General features: G+C 63.4%; 20 protein-coding genes and 1 riboswitch. Of the genes, 16 read left to right on the forward strand and 4 right to left on the reverse strand.

Annotated elements, in window-relative coordinates; translation table 11 throughout:
* Positions 1 to 91 precede the first annotated feature (91 nt).
* The 5 genes from HND92_RS06225 to HND92_RS06245 all read left to right on the forward strand — a co-directional run bounded on the left by HND92_RS06225 (position 92) and on the right by HND92_RS06245 (position 5,877).
* Positions 92 to 763, forward strand: coding sequence for a GntR family transcriptional regulator (locus tag HND92_RS06225; protein WP_011804511.1), 672 nt, complete (start codon positions 92 to 94; stop codon positions 761 to 763).
* Complete coding sequence (locus tag HND92_RS06230) at positions 760 to 2,220, forward strand: malonyl-CoA decarboxylase (RefSeq protein WP_011804512.1); 1,461 nt, start codon at positions 760 to 762, stop codon at positions 2,218 to 2,220. The genes HND92_RS06225 and HND92_RS06230 overlap by 4 nt, the downstream gene beginning before the upstream one ends.
* A 146-nt stretch (positions 2,221 to 2,366) precedes the next feature.
* The gene (locus tag HND92_RS06235) at positions 2,367 to 3,401 is read left to right on the forward strand and encodes a tripartite tricarboxylate transporter substrate binding protein (protein ID WP_011804513.1); all 1,035 of its coding nucleotides are present in this window, start codon (positions 2,367 to 2,369) and stop codon (positions 3,399 to 3,401) included.
* A gap of 67 nt (positions 3,402 to 3,468) precedes the next feature.
* Positions 3,469 to 4,296 (forward strand): enoyl-CoA hydratase/isomerase family protein, encoded by an 828-nt coding sequence (locus HND92_RS06240; RefSeq protein WP_172206533.1) that lies wholly within the window; start codon positions 3,469 to 3,471, stop codon positions 4,294 to 4,296.
* Between the two features lie 21 nt (positions 4,297 to 4,317).
* Positions 4,318 to 5,877, forward strand: a complete 1,560-nt coding sequence (locus HND92_RS06245; RefSeq protein ID WP_172206535.1) for a malonyl-CoA synthase — start codon at positions 4,318 to 4,320, stop codon at positions 5,875 to 5,877.
* Between the two features lie 105 nt (positions 5,878 to 5,982).
* Here HND92_RS06245 and HND92_RS06250 read toward each other — a convergent pair whose 3' ends face one another.
* Positions 5,983 to 6,426, reverse strand: a complete 444-nt coding sequence (locus HND92_RS06250; RefSeq protein WP_172206536.1) for a universal stress protein — start codon at positions 6,424 to 6,426, stop codon at positions 5,983 to 5,985.
* 108 nt (positions 6,427 to 6,534) lie between these two features.
* Here HND92_RS06250 and HND92_RS06255 point away from each other — a divergent pair, with 108 nt between their 5' ends.
* The 9 genes from HND92_RS06255 to HND92_RS06295 all read left to right on the forward strand — a co-directional run bounded on the left by HND92_RS06255 (position 6,535) and on the right by HND92_RS06295 (position 14,563).
* Entirely contained in the window at positions 6,535 to 8,940 is a 2,406-nt protein-coding gene (locus HND92_RS06255) for a cation-translocating P-type ATPase (protein ID WP_172206537.1), read from the forward strand.
* 1 nt (position 8,941) lies between these two features.
* On the forward strand, positions 8,942 to 9,079 hold the full coding sequence (gene ccoS, locus HND92_RS06260; RefSeq protein ID WP_011804518.1) for a cbb3-type cytochrome oxidase assembly protein CcoS: 138 nt from the start codon (positions 8,942 to 8,944) through the stop codon (positions 9,077 to 9,079).
* Between the two features lie 65 nt (positions 9,080 to 9,144).
* On the forward strand, positions 9,145 to 10,584 hold the full coding sequence (gene ccoN / locus HND92_RS06265; protein WP_011804519.1) for a cytochrome-c oxidase, cbb3-type subunit I: 1,440 nt from the start codon (positions 9,145 to 9,147) through the stop codon (positions 10,582 to 10,584).
* Positions 10,585 to 10,603: 19 nt separating this feature from the next.
* Positions 10,604 to 11,236, forward strand: coding sequence for a cytochrome-c oxidase, cbb3-type subunit II (gene ccoO / locus HND92_RS06270; RefSeq protein WP_011804520.1), 633 nt, complete (start codon positions 10,604 to 10,606; stop codon positions 11,234 to 11,236).
* A gap of 14 nt (positions 11,237 to 11,250) precedes the next feature.
* On the forward strand, positions 11,251 to 11,388 hold the full coding sequence (locus HND92_RS06275) for a cbb3-type cytochrome c oxidase subunit 3 (protein ID WP_011804521.1): 138 nt from the start codon (positions 11,251 to 11,253) through the stop codon (positions 11,386 to 11,388).
* 29 nt (positions 11,389 to 11,417) lie between these two features.
* A complete protein-coding gene (ccoP, locus tag HND92_RS06280; RefSeq protein ID WP_172206538.1) occupies positions 11,418 to 12,332 on the forward strand; it encodes a cytochrome-c oxidase, cbb3-type subunit III in 915 nt (304 codons plus the stop codon).
* Positions 12,333 to 12,416: 84 nt separating this feature from the next.
* A complete protein-coding gene (gene ccoG, locus HND92_RS06285) occupies positions 12,417 to 13,859 on the forward strand; it encodes a cytochrome c oxidase accessory protein CcoG (protein ID WP_172206539.1) in 1,443 nt (480 codons plus the stop codon).
* A 61-nt stretch (positions 13,860 to 13,920) separates the two neighbouring features.
* Positions 13,921 to 14,199, forward strand: coding sequence for a FixH family protein (locus HND92_RS06290; RefSeq protein ID WP_011804524.1), 279 nt, complete (start codon positions 13,921 to 13,923; stop codon positions 14,197 to 14,199).
* A gap of 76 nt (positions 14,200 to 14,275) precedes the next feature.
* Positions 14,276 to 14,563 (forward strand): hypothetical protein, encoded by a 288-nt coding sequence (locus HND92_RS06295; RefSeq protein ID WP_015912721.1) that lies wholly within the window; start codon positions 14,276 to 14,278, stop codon positions 14,561 to 14,563.
* Positions 14,564 to 14,604: 41 nt separating this feature from the next.
* On the opposite strand, the gene fnr is transcribed toward HND92_RS06295, so the two are convergent.
* Positions 14,605 to 15,348, reverse strand: a complete 744-nt coding sequence (gene fnr / locus HND92_RS06300) for a fumarate/nitrate reduction transcriptional regulator Fnr (protein ID WP_011804526.1) — start codon at positions 15,346 to 15,348, stop codon at positions 14,605 to 14,607.
* A gap of 171 nt (positions 15,349 to 15,519) precedes the next feature.
* Here fnr and hemN point away from each other — a divergent pair, with 171 nt between their 5' ends.
* Positions 15,520 to 16,902, forward strand: a complete 1,383-nt coding sequence (gene hemN / locus HND92_RS06305) for an oxygen-independent coproporphyrinogen III oxidase (protein ID WP_172206540.1) — start codon at positions 15,520 to 15,522, stop codon at positions 16,900 to 16,902.
* A gap of 3 nt (positions 16,903 to 16,905) precedes the next feature.
* On the forward strand, positions 16,906 to 17,625 hold the full coding sequence (locus HND92_RS06310) for a sulfite exporter TauE/SafE family protein (RefSeq protein WP_172206541.1): 720 nt from the start codon (positions 16,906 to 16,908) through the stop codon (positions 17,623 to 17,625).
* A 640-nt stretch (positions 17,626 to 18,265) separates the two neighbouring features.
* On the opposite strand, the gene HND92_RS06315 is transcribed toward HND92_RS06310, so the two are convergent.
* Both HND92_RS06315 and HND92_RS06320 read right to left on the reverse strand, forming a co-directional pair.
* Entirely contained in the window at positions 18,266 to 18,610 is a 345-nt protein-coding gene (locus HND92_RS06315; protein WP_172206542.1) for a cell division protein ZapA, read from the reverse strand.
* The gene (locus tag HND92_RS06320; RefSeq protein WP_015912724.1) at positions 18,607 to 18,846 is read right to left on the reverse strand and encodes a hypothetical protein; all 240 of its coding nucleotides are present in this window, start codon (positions 18,844 to 18,846) and stop codon (positions 18,607 to 18,609) included. Before HND92_RS06320 ends, HND92_RS06315 begins: the two co-directional genes overlap by 4 nt.
* A gap of 34 nt (positions 18,847 to 18,880) precedes the next feature.
* Positions 18,881 to 19,125, forward strand: a riboswitch (cobalamin riboswitch).
* Positions 19,126 to 19,152: the final 27 nt, after the last annotated feature.

The following is a 19,152-nucleotide window of genomic DNA, read 5'->3' on the forward strand; positions in this document are numbered from 1 at the left end:
TTCATAATTATTGAAAATTACGCGAAATGATGCAGTTTCGCGACCACTTGTGTGCCATTCGTGACGTCATAACGCCTGCCGCCCATTCACCATGCGCCGTCCGCCCGCCAATTCCCTGCACCACCAGGCCGCCGAGATGCTGCGTCAGCAGATCTTTGCGGGCGAACTGGCGCCGGGCAGCTTCGTGGACGAGGCCGCGCTGTGCGAGCGGCTGGCCGTGTCGCGTACGCCGCTGCGCGAGGCGCTCAAGGTGCTGGTGGCGGAAGGGCTGCTGCGCCATGAGCCGCGCCGCGGCTGCTTCGTGGCCGAGATCACGGAGCGCGATCTGCAGGAGATCTTCCCCGTGATCGCGCTGCTGGAGGGCCGTGCGGCCTATGAGGCCACCGAGCACGCAGGCCCCGCCGACATCGACGCGCTGCAGGTGCTGCACCAGCGCCTGCAGGACCATGCCGAGGCGGGGCGCATCACCGAATACTACGAAGCCAACTACGCCATCCACGAGGCCTTCATCACCCTGGCGGACAACCGCTGGCTGGCCCAGGTGATCGGCGACCTGCGCAAGATCCTGCGCCTGGCGCGGCACCAGACGTTGCAGGTGCCCGGCCGGCTGCAGCAGAGCCTGTCGGAGCATCGGCAGGTGTTCGCCGCACTCCAAAAGGGCGACGCCGCCGCGGCTGAGCAGGCCATGCGCAACCACCTTCTGGCGCAGCGCGACGCGCTGCGCGAGCTTGCACGCAACCACCCCTCACGGATCACACCATGAACGCCGCCTCCACCTGGATCTCGCGCAACGTGGACCGCCTGCGGTCCGCAGACAGCAAAGCCGCCAGCAAGAACAAGGACGGCGCAAGCGCCGCGCCGCCCAAGCCTGCGGCCGAACGCTCCACGCACGAGCGCCTGCAGGCCACGCTGCGCAGGAGCGGCGAGGCGCTGTCGCCCCGCGTGCTGCGCCGGTTGCTGACCGACCTGCAGGAAGTGGTGGCCCCGCGCGTGAGCGAGATCGAAGGCGGGCGCCGCGCGCAGGCCATTGCCGCGTGGTACGCCGAGGCCACGCCCGAAGAGCGGCGCGACCTGTGGTTGCTGATGTGCGAGCAGTTCGCGCCCGATGCCACGCGGTTCAAATCGGCCCAGCAGCGCTACGAGGCCGCCGCCGGCACCGACGATGCGCCCCAGGCCGAAGCCCACCTGCGCCGCGCCATGGTGTCGCCGCGTACACGGCTGCTGCAGCGCTTTGCGGTGTTTCCGGAAGGCATGCGCTTCCTCGTGGACTTGCGCGCCGAGCTGCTGCCCCTGCTCAAGAGCGACAAGCGCCTGCTGCCGCTGGACGCGGAGCTGGAGCAATTGTTCTCCACCTGGTTCGATGTGGCGTTCCTCGAACTGAGGCGCCTGTCGTGGGATTCGCCCGCCTCGCTGATCGAAAAGCTCATCAAGTACGAAGCGGTGCACGACATCCGCAGCTGGGCGGACCTGAAGAACCGACTGGACAGCGACCGCCGCTGCTACGGGTTCTTTCACCCCCGCCTGCCCAATGAGCCGCTGATCTTCGTGGAGGTGGCGCTGGTCAACGAGATTTCGTCCAGCATCACCCCGCTGCTGGACGAGGCCGCCGAGGCCGCCGACATCCAGCGTGCCACCACGGCGATCTTCTACTCGATCAGCAGCACGCAGACGGGGCTGCGCGGCGTGAGCTTCGGCGATTCGCTCATCAAGCACGTGGCCGAGACGCTCACGCAGGAATTCCCGCGCCTGCGCACCTTCGCCACGCTCTCGCCGATCCCGGGCTTTCGTTCCTGGCTGTCCAAGAACTGCGCCGCGCAGCTGGAGCAGCTCGACGAGAAGCGCCTGGCCGAACTGGGCCGCGCCGTGGGCTTCGAGCCGCCGCAGGCCGCGCATGTGCTGGCCGCGGCCGACAAGGCGCTGGAGCTGCCGCCCAAGTCACCCGTGCGCCAGCTGCTCATGCAGTGCGCGGCGCGCTACCTGGGACGCGAGCTGCACGACGGCAAGCCGGTGGACCCGGTGGCGCGCTTTCACCTGGGCAATGGCGCGCGCGTGGAGCGGTTGAACTGGGCGGGCGACCCGTCGGCCAAGGGGCTCAAGCAGTCCTTCGGGCTGATGGTCAACTACCTGTATGACCTCAAGCGCATCGACAAGCACCACGGCCTGCTTGCGCAGGGGCGCGTGCCCGTGTCGGGCGATATCGACAGCCTGTGCCGTGACTGACGGCGCGCTGCCTCGGCGCCAGCGGGCGCGGCTGGCCTTGTATGCTCGCGCCCAGCTGCCCTCGGCGGCCTTGGCCGAGCGGGCGCGCCGCCCCTGAGCACCTGCCAACCCACCCTTTTCACAACAGAAAGACAGGAGACAACGCCATGCGAGAGAGAGAGAACTTGAGCCAGATCGCCACCGCCGCGCTGCAACGCCGTGACATGCTGCGCGCAGCCGGCGCAGCCGGCGCTGCGGGCCTGGCGCTGGCCACGGGCGGTGCCTGGGCGCAAGGCGCCAGCGGCTGGCCGACCAAACCGGTCAACATGGTGGTGCCGTTCCCCGCGGGCGGCGGCACGGATGCCTTTGCGCGCCCATTGGCTGCGCAGTTCGCCAAATCCACGGGCAAGACGCTGGTGATCGACAACCGCGGCGGCGCGGGCGGCACCGTGGGTGCCAGCGTAGCGGCCAAGGCGCCAGCCGATGGCTACAACCTGTTCATGGGTGGCGTGCACCATGTGATTGCACCGTCCATGTACCCCAAGCTGGACTACGACCTGGAAAAGGACTTCGTGCCGCTGGCCCTGGTGGCCAACGTGCCGCAGGTGCTGGTGGTGAACCCGCGCAACGTGACGGCCACCAACATGAAGCAGTTCATGGACTTCGTGAAGGCCAACCCCGCCAAGCTGAACTATGCGTCGGCCGGCTCGGGCACCTCGCACCACCTGGCGGGCGAGCTGTTCAAGCTGCAGACGGGGACTTTCATCACCCACATCCCCTATCGCGGCGCGGGACCTGCGCTGCAGGACCTGATCGGCGGCAACGTGGACATGCTGTTCGACGGCCTGGGCTCGTCGGCCTCGCACATCAAGGGCGGGCGCATCAAGGCGCTGATGGTGTCGGGCTCCAAGCGCAACCCGGCCTTCCCCGACGTGCCCTGCGCGGCAGAGGTGGGCCTGCCGGACTACACCGTGTCCACCTGGTATGGCCTGTGGGCGCCCAAGGGCACGCCGGCCGACCTGCAGGCGCGCATCGTCGAGGAGATCCGCAAGCTCGGCCAGGCCGAGGAGCTCAAGGCCATCTGGGCCGGCAACGGCGCGGAGTTCGGCACGCTGTCGCAGGCGGACTTCGCCAAGATGGTCAGCAGCGAGATCAAGCGCTGGGCGCAGGTGGTGAAGGCCTCGGGCGCCAAGCTGGAGTGATGTAGTCCCCCACTGCGGCGCCCCTCCAGTGGCGCCGCCTCCACCCCCACGAAGAGAGTCCGATCGCATGCCAGGTGAAGTTGTCGCGGCCATGGCCGCAGGAGAGGCCGCCGGCCGCGGCGTGGTGCGCGTGACGCTGCGCCACGAGGGCCGGCTCAACGCCATGTCGCGCGCCATGTGGCGCCAGTTGCGCACGGTGTTCCAGGACATCCAGCGCAGCGATGGCGTGCGCTGCGTGCTCATCGAGGGGGCAGGGGAGGCGTTCTGCGCGGGGGGGGATATTTCCGAGTACCCCGCCTTTCGCTTCGACCCCGCGCAGCTGCGTGACTTCCACGAGAGCGATGTCTGGGGCGGGTTGGCGGCCATGCTGGACTGCGACGTGCCCATCGTCGCGCGTATCGCAGGCGCCTGCATGGGCGCGGGCGTGGAGATCGCCAGCTGCTGCGACATCCGCATTGCCGCTGCCGGCGCGCGTTTCGGCGCGCCCATCGCCAAGCTGGGCTTTCCGATGGCGCCGCGCGAGGCCGCCTTGGTGGCGGGTGCCGTGGGCGACGTGACGGCGCGCCAGATGCTGCTGGAGGCGGCCACCTTCAGCGCCGCCGAGATGGCGCAGCGGGGCTTTCTGAGCCGCGTGGTCGACGCCGAGCAGCTGGACGCGCAAGCCCTGGGCACGGCGCTGCGCATCGCGGCCCTCGCGCCCGGTGCGGCCCGGCTCAACAAGCAGACCTTGCGCGCTATACGGAAGAATGTGCCGCTAGTGCCCGACCAGCAAGCGCAAGCAGCTTCTGATTTGATAGCGCATAACGCGCTGGCCGACCCCTACGCCTATGCCGACAGCGCCGAACACCGCGAGGGCATCAACGCCTTCCTGGCCAAGCGCGCTCCCGTTTTCTGAATCCTTTGTGTGTGCACCACCATGAGCTCCTCCTCCCAGAACCTGTTTTCCGCGCTGCGCGCCGCCTTTCCTGCTGACCTGGACCAGACCGCCGTCGAGGCCGCCTCGGCCGCGGGCGCGCCGCTGCTCTACACCTGGCGCGACCTGGACCGCGCCAGCGCCCGCATCGCCAACCTGCTGGCATCGCTGAAGCTGCCCGAGGGCAGCCGCATCGCCGTGCAGGTGGAAAAGTCGGTCGAAGCCATGCTGCTGTACCTGGCCACGCTGCGCGCCGGCTACGTGTTCCTGCCGCTGAACACCGCCTACCAGAGCGCAGAGATCGAGTACTTCATCGGCAATGCCGAGCCGGCCGTGGTGGTCTGCACGCCGGGCAACTTCGGCTGGGTGTCGAAGATCGCCTTTACTGCCGGCACGCAACATGTGTTCACGCTGGGCGACGACCGCACCGGCAGCCTGCTGGAGCGCGCCGCGCACTTCGGCGACGAGCACCGCGCCGTCCCGCGCAAGGCTGACGACCTGGCTGCCATCCTCTACACCAGCGGCACCACGGGACGCAGCAAGGGCGCGATGCTCACGCATGGCAACCTGCTGTCCAATGCCCAGGTGCTCAAGGACTACTGGGGCTGGAAGCCCGGCGACGTGCTGATCCACGCGCTGCCCATCTTCCACGTGCACGGCCTGTTCGTGGCCATCCATGGTGCGCTGATCAATGGCAGCAAGATGATCTGGATGGCCAAGTTCGACCCCAAGGCGGTGATTGCTGCCATGCCGCGCGCCACGGTGTTCATGGGCGTGCCCACGCTCTACGTGCGCATGCTGGCCGAGCCGGCGCTGACCCAGGCCGCGGCCAGCCACATGCGGCTGTTCATCGCGGGCTCGGCGCCGCTGCTCATCGAGACTTTCAAGGAATGGCAGGACCGCACGGGCCACACCATCCTGGAGCGCTACGGCATGAGCGAGACCATCATGCTCACCAGCAATCCCTACGCGGCCGACGCGCGCCATGGGGGGCAGGACGAGCGCCGCGGCTCCACCGTGGGCTTTCCGTTGCCCGGCGTGGGCCTGCGCGTGGTGGACGATGCCGGCAAGCCGGTGCCCGTGGGCGAGATCGGCAACATCCAGGTCAAGGGCCCCAACGTGTTCAAGGGCTACTGGCGCATGCCCGAGAAGACCAGGGAAGAGTTCAGCGCCGACGGCTGGTTCAAGACCGGCGACGTCGGCAAGGTGGATGAGCGCGGCTACGTGAGCATCGTGGGCCGCAGCAAGGACCTGATCATCAGCGGTGGCTACAACGTCTACCCGGCCGAGATCGAGGGCTACATCAACGAGATGCCCGGCGTGGCCGAGAGCGCCGTGGTCGGCGTGCCGCACCCGGACTTCGGCGAAGTGGGTGTGGTGGTGGTCATCCCCAAGCCCGGTGCAAAGGTGGATGGCGACGCGGTCATCGCATCGCTTAAGAGCCAACTGGCCAACTTCAAGATTCCCAAGCGCTGCTTCGTCACCACCGAACTGCCGCGCAACACCATGGGCAAGGTGCAAAAGAACCTGCTGCGCGACCAGTACAAGGGGCTGTTCGCCTGAGCCGGCGCGGCATTGCAATACAAAAAGGCGGCCTGGGCCGCCTTTTGCTATTTTTATGATAGCTGCTAGCGCTTGATGGTAGGGCGCTAGAGCCTGATTTGATGCTTAGCGCAGCACCAGCACCGGAATGTGCGAGTGCGTCAGCACGTGCTGCGTCTCGCTGCCCAGCAGCAGGCGCTTGATGCCCTTGCGGCCGTGCGAGGCCATCACGATCAGGTCGCACTTGTGCTTCTTGGCGGCGGCGATCACGGCTTCGGCGATCAGGTCGGACTTGGCGATCACGGTCTTCACGGTCACGCCTTCTTCGGTGCCCTGCACCTTGACCTTGTCCACCAGTTCCTGGGCCGCATCCGCCCACTGCTTCTCGATGCGCTTGATGTCCGCGGCGTCCACGGGCAGGCCACCTTCGAAATAGCTGCGCGGATACCGGGGAACGACCTTCAGGGCGACCACCGACGCACCTGTGAGCCCCGCCAGCGAGAGCCCGCTTTCCACGGCCTTTTGCGACAGGGGGGAACCGTCGGTGGCGATCAGGATGCGTTTGTACATGTGCAGCGCCTCATTTCGTTAAGAACGGTAAAAGCATAGGATAGTTCGTGGTCCATGTCTTGATTCAAGTCAATGAGTCCTTCGTGCAATCCGAATAGTCTTGAGGCTATGTCAAATCCTGATGCCGACCCGTGGGCGTCGCCCCTCTCCACGGCTGCACCGGATGAGGTCGCGCTGCTTGATGACCCCCAGGAATGGTCGGCCTTTGGCAAGCCCTGCGCATCCACCCCCGCAGGTGCGGATGCCCAGGCGGGTCCGTGGGAGTCGCATGTGGTGCTCGACGGAATGCACTGCGCCGCCTGCGCCCTGACCATCGAGGAAGCCCTGCGGCGTGTGCCCGGCGTGGCGGAAGCGGACGTGAGCGCCGCCACCCGTCGCGCACGCGTGGTATGGGACCCGCGACGGGTGCGGCCGTCGCAGTGGATGGGCGCGGTCCAGAAGGCCGGTTACCGCGCGCTGCCTGCCCTGGATGCGCTGGCGCGGGAGCAGCGCCAGCGCGAGAACCGCAAGGCGCTGTGGCGCTGGCTGGTGGCGGGTTTTTGCATGATGCAGGTCATGATGTACGCATGGCCTGCCTACCAAGCCATGCCCGGCGACCTGACCATGGAAATGGAACAACTGCTGCGCTGGGCCTCCTGGGTCATCAGCCTGCCGGTGGTGCTGTTCGCCTGCGGGCCATTCTTCTCCAGCGCGCTGCGCGATATCCGGCAGCGGCGGGTCAGCATGGATCTGCCCGTGGCGCTGGGCATGCTCATCACCTTCGTGGTCAGCATGGCGGGCACGTTCGATCCGACCGGCCCCTTTGGCCGCGAGGTCTACTACGACTCGCTGACCATGTTCGTCTTTTTCCTGCTCACGGGCCGCTGGCTGGAGCTGCGCCTGCGCGATCGCACGGCAGGGGCGCTGGAAGCCGTGATGAACCGGTTGCCCGACAGCGTGGAGCGGCGGGCGGAAGACGGCAGCTTCACGCGCGTGGCCACGCGCCGTCTGCAGGCCGGAGACGTGGTGCGCGTGTTGCCGGGGGAGGCCTTTCCCGCGGATGGCCGCATCCTTTCAGGCGGTACCCAGGCCGACGAGGCGCTGCTCACCGGTGAATCCACGCCTGTGGACCGACCCGAAGGCAGCCGCGTGACGGCGGGCAGCTACAACCTGCGGGCACCGGTCACGGTGGAGGTTTTGGCGCTGGGCAGTGAGACGCGCTTTGGGCAGATCGTGGCATTGATGGAGAGCGCGTCTTTGCAAAAGCCCCGCCTGGCGCAGCTGGCGGACCGGGTGGCCCGGCCTTTCCTGGTGGCGGTATTGTTGGCCGCGGGTCTGGCGGCAGTGTGGTGGTGGCCGAGCGACCCCAGCCACGCCCTGATGGTGGCGGTGGCGGTGCTCATCGTTACGTGCCCCTGCGCGCTGTCTCTGGCCACGCCGGTCGCCATGCTGACGGCTGCGGGCACCTTGGCGCGGCGGGGCGTGCTGGTGCGCAACCTGCAGGGGCTGGAGGCGCTGGCCGCGGTGGATACGGTGGTCTTCGACAAGACGGGCACGCTGACCCGCGATGGACTTGCGCTGCATAGCGTACATGTGGCGCCAGGGGCCGGCTGGGGCGAAGGCGAGGCGCTGGCCCTGGCTTCGGCGCTGGCGGCGCATTCACTGCATCCCGCGTCGCGCGCGCTGGCATCGGCCGCGCAGTCTGCCGCGGCGCCCGCGGGCTGGACGGTCCATGCCGTGCAGGAGCTGCCGGGTGCAGGCCTGGTGGCCCGTGCATCGTCACCGTCACACGCACAGGAAACGATTTTGCGCCTGGGCTCTGCGGCCCATGCACGCGTGCCTGCCGTAGGCGGCGATGCGGGGCCGCAGGTCGTGCTGTCCATGGAATGCGAAGGTGCGGCAGTGGAAATCGCGCGGTTCGTGCTGAGCGAACAACTGCGCCCCGAGGTCGCGGCGGTCGTGCGCGGGCTGCGCGCCGAAGGCGTGGCGGTCGAGCTGCTGTCCGGTGACCGGGCCGAGTCCGTGCAGCGGGTGGCTGCCCAGGCCGGCATCGGCCAGGCCCGGGGAGACTGCACCCCGCAGGACAAGCTCGCGCATCTGCAGACGTTGCAGGCGCAAGGACACCATGTGGCGATGGTGGGCGACGGGCTCAACGACGGCCCCGTGCTGGCCGGTGCGCATGTCTCGTTTGCGTTCGGCCGCGCCGTGCCCCTGGCCCAGTCACGGTCCGACTTCGTGGTTATGGGCGAAAATCTCGCCCTTGTTGCGCAGGCGCTCTGGCTGGCGCGGCGCACCTTGCGCATCGTCCGCCAGAACCTGTGGTGGGCGGCTGCATACAACGCGCTGTGCGTGCCCCTGGCGATTGCGGGCTACATGCCGGCTTGGCTCGCAGGCCTGGGCATGGCGCTGAGTTCACTGCTCGTCGTGCTCAACGCCGCCCGCCTGGCGCGCCTGCCGGACCCGCTCAGCCACGAGAGTTCCGGCGACTGCGCTGGTGCCGCACGTGCCGTGAGCACGCCCTTGGAGGTCGTCTGATATGGACATCCTGTATTTGTTGATTCCGCTCTCCGTCGTACTGGTGCTGTTTGTACTGGCGGGACTGTGGTGGGCCGTCTACCGTGGCCAATTTGAGAACGTCGATCAGGAGGGGGAGCGCATTCTGAGGGACGGTTGATGTTCGTCAATAGGCCCACTGCGAGCCTGGTTAAAACTTTTTACTGCAAATACTAGAGGTGCCCGATGGATTCTTCACAAACAAGAGTTGCGCACTACGACGACACCGTAGTACGCCAGTTTTCTATCATGGCTGTCGTATGGGGGGTGGTCGGCATGCTGGTGGGCGTGTTCATCGCCGCCCAGCTGACCTGGCCTGAACTCAACTTCGGCATTCCATGGCTGAGCTATGGCCGGCTGCGTCCGCTGCACACCAATGCCGTGATCTTCGCATTCGGCGGCTGTGGCCTGTTCGCCACCAGCTATTACGTGGTGCAGCGCACTTGCCAGGCGGGGCTGTTTCTGCCCAAGTTGGCGGCGTTCACTTTTTGGGGCTGGCAACTGGTCATCGTAGCGGCGGCCATCAGCCTGCCGCTGGGCTATACCTCCGGCAAGGAATATGCCGAGCTGGAATGGCCGATCGACATCCTGATCGCTGCCGTGTGGGTCTCTTATGCGGTGGTGTTCTTCGGAACGATCGGCCAGCGCAAGGTGAAGCACATTTACGTGGCCAACTGGTTCTTCGGTGCGTTCATCATCGCCGTGGCGCTGCTGCACATCGTCAACAGTGCGGCCATTCCGGCGGGCTTCATGAAGAGCTACTCCGCCTACGCAGGCGTGCAGGACGCCATGGTGCAGTGGTGGTACGGCCACAACGCCGTGGGCTTCTACCTCACGACCGGCTTCCTGGGCATGATGTATTACTTCATCCCGAAGCAGGCTGGCCGTCCGGTGTACAGCTACCGCCTCTCCATCGTCCACTTCTGGGCGCTGATCTTCACGTACATGTGGGCGGGTCCGCACCACCTGCACTACACCGCGCTGCCTGACTGGACGCAATCTGTGGGCATGGTGTTCTCGCTGATCTTGCTGGCGCCCAGCTGGGGCGGCATGATCAACGGGATCATGACGCTGTCCGGTGCCTGGCACAAGCTGCGTGACGACCCCATCCTGCGCTTTCTGATCGTGTCGCTGTCGTTCTACGGCATGTCCACGTTCGAAGGCCCGATGATGTCCATCAAGACCGTCAACGCGCTCTCGCACTACACCGACTGGACTGTGGGCCACGTGCACGCAGGCGCGCTGGGCTGGGTGGGTCTGATCACCATGGGTTCGCTGTATTACCTGGTGCCTCGCCTGTTCGGCAAGGAGAAGATGCACTCCATCAAAGCAATTGAACTGCACTTCTGGATGGCCACCATCGGCATCGTGCTGTACATCGCCGCCATGTGGATTGCTGGCGTGATGCAAGGTCTGATGTGGCGCGCCGTGAACCCCGACGGCACGCTGACCTATACCTTCGTGGAAGGCGTCAAGGCGACCTATCCGTTCTACGCGATCCGCTTCTTTGGCGGTCTGCTGTACCTCGGCGGTATGTTGGTGATGGCATGGAACGTCTGGGTGACGGCGATCTCCGGACGCTCCGTCAAGGTGGCCATTCCCGCCGTGAAACCCGCTCACGCCTGAAGTTCGGAGGGTCAACTACATGTCCAATACGCATAACAAAGCATCCACCGGCTTCACGCACGAGAAGGTCGAAACCAGCAACTTCCTGATGATCGTGCTGATCTTGCTGGTTGTGGCCGTCGGCGGCCTGGTGGAAATCGTTCCTCTGTTCTTTCAAAAATCGACGACTGAGGCCGTTCAAGGCGTGAAGCCTTACACGGCAGTGCAACTGATCGGACGCGATATCTACCTGCGCGAGGGTTGCTACAACTGCCACTCGCAGATGATCCGTCCGTTCCGTGCGGAAACCCTGCGTTATGGCCACTACTCGGTGGCTGGCGAGTTCGTCTACGACCATCCCTTCCAATGGGGTAGCAAGCGCACTGGGCCCGACCTGCATCGCGTGGGTGGAAAGTACAGCGATGAATGGCATCGCATTCACCTGAACAATCCGCGCGACGTGGTGCCCGAATCCAATATGCCCGCCTATCCCTGGCTGGAAAAGAACCAGATCGATCCTTCCGTCGTCGCTCCTCGCATGAAGGCATTGCGCACGGTCGGCGTCCCGTATACGGATGAGGAGATCGCCAGCGCCGCCGAGCAGGTCAAGGGCAAGACAGAGATGGATGCCGTGGTGGCCTATCTCCAGGTTTTGGGCCGTGCGCTCAAGTAATTGAGGAACTGGTCATGGACATCACCACCATGCGTATCGTGGCCACGCTGGCGTCGCTGGCGTGTTTCGTGGGCATCTGGTTCTGGGCCTTCATGCGCCGCAACCGGGCCCGGTTCGAGGAGGCAGCACAGTTGCCCTTCGCCGAGGACTGAAGAAGTCTCCACAAGAAAAGAGATAACCCATGAGCGATTTCACGAGTAACTTCTGGTCCTTCTACGTGGCCGGAATCACCATTATCGGTATCGTGGCCTGCGGCTTGCTGCTGTGGATCACGTCCCGCAAGAAGGTCGAGGCTACGGCCGACAACACCACCGGTCACGTCTGGGACGAAGACCTGACGGAAATGAACAACCCCATGCCCCGTTGGTGGATGTGGCTGTTCATCATCACGCTGGTATTCGGTGCTGGCTATCTGGCTGCCTATCCCGGATTGGGGACCTTTAAGGGTAAGTTGGGCTGGACGCAGCTGGGCGAGTACCAAGCCGAAGTGGACAAGGCTAACGCAGAGTTGCAGCCCCTGTATGCGCGGTTCGAGGCCATGCAGCCCCAAGAGATGGCGGCCGACACAGCGGCCATGGCAATTGGTGAGCGTCTGTTCATGAACAACTGCGCGCAGTGTCATGGTTCCGATGCCCGCGGCAGCAAGGGCTTCCCCAACCTGGCCGACGGTGACTGGCTGCACGGCGGTGCGCCTGATCAGATCCAGAAGACCATCCACGATGGGCGCATTGGCGTCATGCCTCCCATGGCGGCCGCCGTGGGCTCGCCGGAAGATGTGCGCAACCTCGCCCACTATGTCCTGAGCCTGTCGGGAAGCCCGCATGACTCCCTGAAGGCGTCTATGGGCAAGTCGAAGTTCACTGCGTGCGCTGCATGCCACGGGATGGACGGCAAGGGCAATGTGGCCCTGGGTGCCCCTAATCTGACGGATGACATCTGGCTGCATGGCTGGGGCGAAGCTGCCATCACCGCTATGATCAACAATGGCAAGACCAACGAGATGCCTGCCCAAGCGGGCAAGTTGACCGATGCACAGATCAAGGTGTTGACGGCATACGTCTGGGGTTTGTCCAATAAGGCCGGCGCCCCGCGCTGATGCTCCCTGTGCGGCCGGCTCCCCGTCGAGGGGCGCCGGCCGTTTTGCGTTTTGGAAGTTGCACTTCCTTTTTGAGATTCCACCATGAAGCCAGCCGAAGGTCAGCCCCGTAAGGTGATTCCTATCACGCCAGTGGGGGCCGAAAGTTCGCAGACCGAGGTCATTTCGCTCTATGAGGCGCAAAAGAAAATCTATCCACGCTCGATAAGTGGAGTGTTCGCCCGTTGGCGTTGGGCGATGGTGTTTCTGACACAGCTGGTTTTCTATGGCCTGCCATGGCTGGAGTGGGGCCAGCGCCAAATGGTGCTCTTTGACCTCGGAGCACGCCGTTTCTATATTTTTGGTTTGGTGCTTTACCCGCAGGACTTCATTTATCTGACGGGTTTGCTGATTATTTCCGCGCTGTCGCTTTTTCTGTTTACCGCAGTGGCGGGACGCCTGTGGTGCGGCTTCTCCTGTCCCCAGACCGTATACACGGAAATGTTCATGTGGATCGAGCACAAAGTCGAAGGCGACCGCAGTGCCCGTATGCGCCTGGACAATGGTCCGTGGACATTTGAGAAGATCTGGAAAAAATCTGTCAAGCAAGCCATTTGGATTGCGGTCGCGTTCTGGACCGGCTTCACCTTCGTGGGCTATTTCGTTCCGATTCGCGAGCTGGGGGAAGAGTTGCTGGCCCTGCAAGGAGGGTGGCAGATATTCTGGGTGATCTTCTATGGGTTGGCCACGTACGGCAACGCAGGATTCCTGCGCGAGCAGGTGTGCAAATACATGTGCCCTTATGCGCGTTTCCAAAGCGCAATGTTCGACAGGGACACGCTGGTCGTCTCTTACGATCCCGAGCGCGGCGAGCCTCGCGGGCCCCGTAACAAGATGGTAGACCACAAAGCTGCGGGACTGGGTGACTGCATCGATTGCACGCTGTGTGTCCAGGTCTGCCCAACGGGTATCGATATTCGCAACGGACTGCAATACGAATGCATTGGTTGCGGTCTCTGCGTGGACGCTTGCAATACCGTGATGGATAAGATGAAGTATCCGCGCGGGCTGATTCGTTTCTCGACGCAGAACGGCGTCAAGAACCACTGGACCCAATCGCAAATGCTCAAACGCGTGCTGCGACCCCGTGTGTTGTTCTATTCAGCGGTGCTGGTGGTGTTGTGCATCGGCATGCTGGCCAGCTTGGTGGTACGCACCCCGTTGAAGGTGGACATCGTGCGCGACCGCGCTGCGCTCTCGCGCATCGTGGCGGGAGGCAAGCTGGAAAATATCTACCGGCTGCAGATCATGAACGCCACGGAGGGGGCGCAGCGCTACACCATCAGCGCCCACGGCATGGAAGGGCTGGAAGTGGCGTCCGAGACCGCAATTGACATCGGACCGGCGGAATCCCGATGGGTGGTTGTCCGTCTTCAAATTCCGTATGGCTCAGCATCTCCTGGATCGCATACGGTGTATTTCGATATTCAAGCGCAGGGTGATAAAGCCCAAGTGGCAGAGAAATCCGTGTTCCTTGTACCCCGCTGAAGGCGGTCGTGGAATGCAAATGAACAAGCTGTGCTCATAAATGAGCGAGGAGTTGGTATAAATGCCGAGTAATTCCCCCATGAATCTGGAAGACGCAGGAAAGCCTTGGTGGACGTTTGGCCATGTCTGGCTTGTCATCGCGGGGCCGGTGATTGTCATCATTGCGGGCTTCGTGACCCTCTGGCTGGCCGTGAGCCAACCTGACCCCGTCATCGCGGAAGACTATTACCAACGGGGATTGAACATCAACGAGACCCTGAAGGAGTCTGGGGGCGACATGACGCCTGCCATGAAGGGGCGCAACCATGCAGCTACTCCGCTGGAGGATCAACCGCGCTGACCGGCAGGGCGAGTCCTCTTTGCATGCCGGAGAACAGATGCTAGGCTGTCAACTACACCTGCTAGGAGATGGGCGAATGTGGATGCAACGATTGATGTGGATCGCGTGGCCGGCCTTTTTGATGGCGGGCGTCATGGAAATGGTGGTGTTCGCCTTCGTGGATCCAGAAGCGCTGCAGTGGTTTGATCAACCCCTGCATCTCTCGCGCGAAGGTGTGTATACCATCGCCTTCTTCACGTTCTGGTTCGTACTCATGGCTTCCAGCGCATTGACGACGCTGTTGTCACTCTCGCCCTTTGAGTTGAATCGCTGCCCCGTGCCCAAAGGGGCGCGGCCGGCTGATTGCGCCAAATACGTTTCCTGATCTTTCCGCCGATCAGTTATGAATGAGCAAAAAACCGAGGCTTAATGGCAGGCTTGCTGGCTGTTGACAATTCGCTTCAGCGCATCGGTATCGACGATGCGCACATGGCGCTGTTTTACTTCCACAATACCTTCTTCCACGAACTTCGAAAACGTGCGGCTGACGGTTTCCAGTTTCAATCCCAGGTAGCTGCCGATCTCTTCGCGTGTCATGCGCAGCACCAATTCGGATTGTGAGAAACCCCGGGCATGCAAGCGTTGTACGAGATTCAACAGGAATGCGGCAAGGCGTTCCTCGGCACGCATACTCCCCAGCAACAGCATGACCCCATGCTCGCGAACAATCTCGCGGCTCATGATCTTGTGCACATGGTGCTGTAGTGCCGTTACTTCGCGCGACAACTCTTCAATACGATCGAAAGGCATGACGCATACTTCGGCGTCTTCAAGCGCTACCGCATCGCAAGTGTGACGGTCGCTCACGATGCCATCCAGGCCGATGATCTCGCCCGCCATTTGAAAACCTGTCACTTGGTCGCGACCGTCTTCGGTGGCGACACAGGTCTTGAAGAATCCGGTGCGGATGGCAAAAAGGGATGTGAAGGGTTCACCGTTCCGGAAAAGCGTGCCGCCACGCTTGATCTTGCGTCGTACAGCAACAATGTCATCGATGCGCTTGAGTTGCTGGTCGTCCAGACCCACGGGCATGCACAGCTCACGCAGATTGCAGTTTGAGCAGGCAACTTTGATGGTCTGGAGATTCGTATGCATGGGAACCCTGTTCATGGCTTGAGCTTACCTCTGAACGGCTGGGAGACATGGAATGCCGTAGGCCGTTGGACGACTTTGAGCCGAAGTCAAATTGTCGCCACAAGGACCTTATGGGCGCTTGATCAACGTCAAGGACTCATGGGGGACTCTACGGCACAGTGATATGAAAGTGCAAGGAATCCCGTCATGACCGTTGTTACAACAGAGCTCCTGCGTCGCTTTGACGTCCCAGGGCCGCGCTACACCTCTTATCCGACTGCTGATCGTTTTGTCGAGGCTTTTGGCGAGCGGGAATACATCCTTGCGCTGCAGCAGCGTCGCGTGGGGTCGGTAGCCAAGGCGATGCCTTTGTCGCTTTATGTCCACATCCCGTTTTGTGAATCGCTGTGCTATTACTGCGCGTGTAACAAGATCATTACCCGGCATCCAGAGCGGGCAGAGGTCTACTTGCGTTACCTCAGCCGTGAGATCGACCTGCATACGGCGCACTGCGGTGTGGGTCAGCATGTGAGCCAGCTGCATTTCGGCGGAGGCACGCCTACTTTTCTGACGGATGACGGTTTGCGCGAACTGATGGGCATGCTGAGGCGCAGTTTCGTCCTCGTTCCGGGGGGGGAGTACTCCATAGAAGTGGACCCCCGGACCGTGGATGAAGCGCGGCTGGGATTGTTGGCGGAGCTGGGTTTCAATCGCCTGAGCTTTGGCGTGCAGGATTTCGACCCTGAAGTACAAAAGGCCGTGCACCGCATTCAGCCTGCCGAAAAGGTGTTCGCGTTGGTCGATGCGGCTCGCAAGCTCGGGTTTGAATCGGTGAACGTGGATTTGATCTACGGGCTGCCGCGACAGACACCGGAGTCGTTTGATTGCACCTTGGCGCAGGTAGCCGAGCTGCGGCCAGACCGGATCGCGCTGTATGCGTACGCTCACTTGCCAGAACGCTTCAAGTCGCAGCGACGCATCATCACGGCCGAGTTGCCCATGGCTTCGGCCAAGGTGTCCATGCTGGCCCGGTCACTTGATGTGTTCCAGGAAGCCGGCTACGTCTACGTGGGCATGGACCATTTTGCGCTGCCTGACGATGCGCTGGCGGTGGCCAAGCGGCAAGGCAGGCTGCACCGCAATTTCCAAGGCTATAGCACGCAGCCCGATTGCGACCTGATTGGTCTGGGCGTTTCTGCCATCGGGCGCGTGGGCGCTACTTACAGCCAAAATGTGAAAACGCTGGACGAGTATTACGACTGCATTAACCAGGGGCATTTGCCTGTGGTGCGCGGGCTGGCGTTGACCAAGGACGACTTGGTGCGCCGCGCAGTCATCATGGCGTTGATGTGCCAAGGTGAATTGCTGTTTGAGCCGTTGGAACAGTCCTGGCTGATTGATTTCCGCAGTTATTTCGATGCGGAATTACAGCAACTGCAAGAAATGGCGGCTCAGGGCTTGGTGAAAATCAGTGATGAGGGCGTTGAAGTCACGCCCATGGGATGGTATTTCGTGCGCGGCGTGGCCATGGTGTTCGACAAGTATCTACAGGCTGACCGTAACCGCGCTCGCTTTTCCCGGATTATTTGATCCATGCTGTGGGCGCTGGCCACGACGGCCTTCCTGATGGGGCTGATGGGAGGGGCTCACTGTTTGGCGATGTGTTCTGTTCCCTGCGCGGCGCTTACGGGGCTGGGTGGCACGCCGGACGCCACCCACACCATTCAATGGGCGTCCCGCCGCGGAATCCTCCAACGGGTAGCGCAGTTTCACGTGGGGCGCCTGATTGGCTACGGCGCCGCAGGGGCGGTGGTTGCGCTGGCTATGGAGCAACTCGCATGGCTGGGGCAAAGCACCTCGGCATTGCGCCCCCTTTGGACGCTGATGCACGTGCTCATCCTCGCGTGGGGCGGGATGATGATGGTGCAAGCGCAGCAGCCCTTGTGGGTTGAGCGGGCGGGGCGTGCTGCCTGGGCGAAGGTCAAGCCCTTGGTCTCTCGGCCTGGCGGGCTCCTGACCGCGGGTGTGGCCTGGGCGCTCCTGCCATGCGGCCTGCTGTATACCGCACTGTTGACTGCCGCACTCAGCGGAAGCGTGCTCCGCGGAGCCTTGTGCATGGTCCTGTTTGGCGTGGGAAGTGGTGTATGGCTGGTGTTGGGGCCGTGGACATTTGGCCGCATTCGCGCTTGGATCGGCGTGAAGGGTGGGGCGTGGGGGTCTCGGCTGGCAGGTGGTGTGCTTTTTTCCCTGGGTGCATGGGCGCTATGGATGAAGGTTGTCCATGGGCAGCCGGCGCCGTGGTGCGTGCCCTGAAAACAGCGTTTTGTGGAGCCACAGCGGCTCTGCGAAGCATGCCGTGGCAAGCCAGTGGTGCACACTGAGACGCTCAGGTGTGACGTATCGCTGTCAGATCTCTACCAGCGGAAGTGACGAGTCTGTTCTCATCGACGTGGAGAAATCCAGCTACGCATCGCTGCCTTACTGGATGCGCCATCGTGCGTATGAGGGCGCGCTGCGTGTCGGCGTGATTGCCGAAGGACTGGGAAACGCCCGAACCACGCCAGGATATTTGCCATCGGTGCGACGACTACCAAGGTCTGCTCTGTGCCTTGCAGATGGGTGGGTTGCGCGCGCTGGCCGCGGAGCGCCGGATTTTCTGAGCAGGTATTGAGGTCACTGGCACTCACCCGGAGCGAGGGCGCAAGCGATTACCGGAGAAAAGGTGTCTGCGAATGCCACCGGACCGGCATCCTGAACCGGGGGTTCAGGTGGGCGAGGGCAGCCAGGCGTTGGGTTCATCTGACGCGAGATGATCACGCTCACCGGGCGATGTACCAAGCCCGTGCTCAATGAGCATTGGTTCAAGGAAATATAAAGCCCGGCAGCACCGCAGACATGTTCATTGTAGTGGGCTGCCCGTGTGCAGCCAGGGGCCAGGCTTTTGCCGTAATGGTTATAGGAGGCGCCCATCCTCGCCCAGCGCCTCGTCCAGGCGCAGGAGCAACTGCTGCACGCGCTCATCGCTGTCGTGCACATGCGGCGCGATCGGGGTGGGGGCGATGCGCGCAGGGGCTGAGGCGGCTGCCAAATCGGCGGCTTCGCGGTCGGCGATCTCGAAAGCCAGATTGAGGGCCGCCAGCACGGCGATGCGCTCGCGCGCGCGTACCTTGCCCGCGTCACGGATGCGCGTCATGGCGGTATCCACGCGCTCGACCGCCTCCAGCAGGCGCGACTCCTGGCCGTCCGGGCAGGCCAGGAGATAGCTTTGCTGGAGGATCTGTACCTCGATCTGCTTCATGGCGCGTCTTTCGTCTCGGCAGTGCCGGGGAGTTCGGGCTCGGCAGGCAGGCGGTCCAGCAATGCGTTCACGCGGGCACGGGCCGCCTGCAGGCGGGATTGGAGGGAATCGCGCTCCTGGGTGAGCGCCGCGACCTGTTGCGCCAACAGGGCATTGGTGCGCTGCAACTCGGCATGGCGCAGCAGCAGCCGCTCAACGCGCTCGGCGATCTGGTCGATGGAAGAGGGGGAGGCCATACGCTGCCGATTGTAGGGATCGGCGTGCGAACCATCGTAAAATTGCGCAGTTGGTGCTAGCGGCGTGGTTCACATGCCGCAGTTCAACGGGAAGCAGGGAGGGGCCCTCCGCCATGGAGTGCGTCCTGTGCCTGCGCTGCCCCCGCAACGGTCAGCGGATGAGCCGTACCTCGGCTCCCTCTTCATTGACAAGCCACTGAGCGCCTTGAACAAGCGTTTGGGAAGGCGATGCAGAGCGTTCCGCCAGCCCGGATACCGGCCAACGAGGTGGCTCCGCGTTTCCTTTTGTGAAACCTGGGCCGTTAT

Source organism: Diaphorobacter sp. JS3050, assembly GCF_013154915.1.
In the GTDB taxonomy this organism is placed as follows: domain Bacteria; phylum Pseudomonadota; class Gammaproteobacteria; order Burkholderiales; family Burkholderiaceae_C; genus Diaphorobacter; species Diaphorobacter nitroreducens.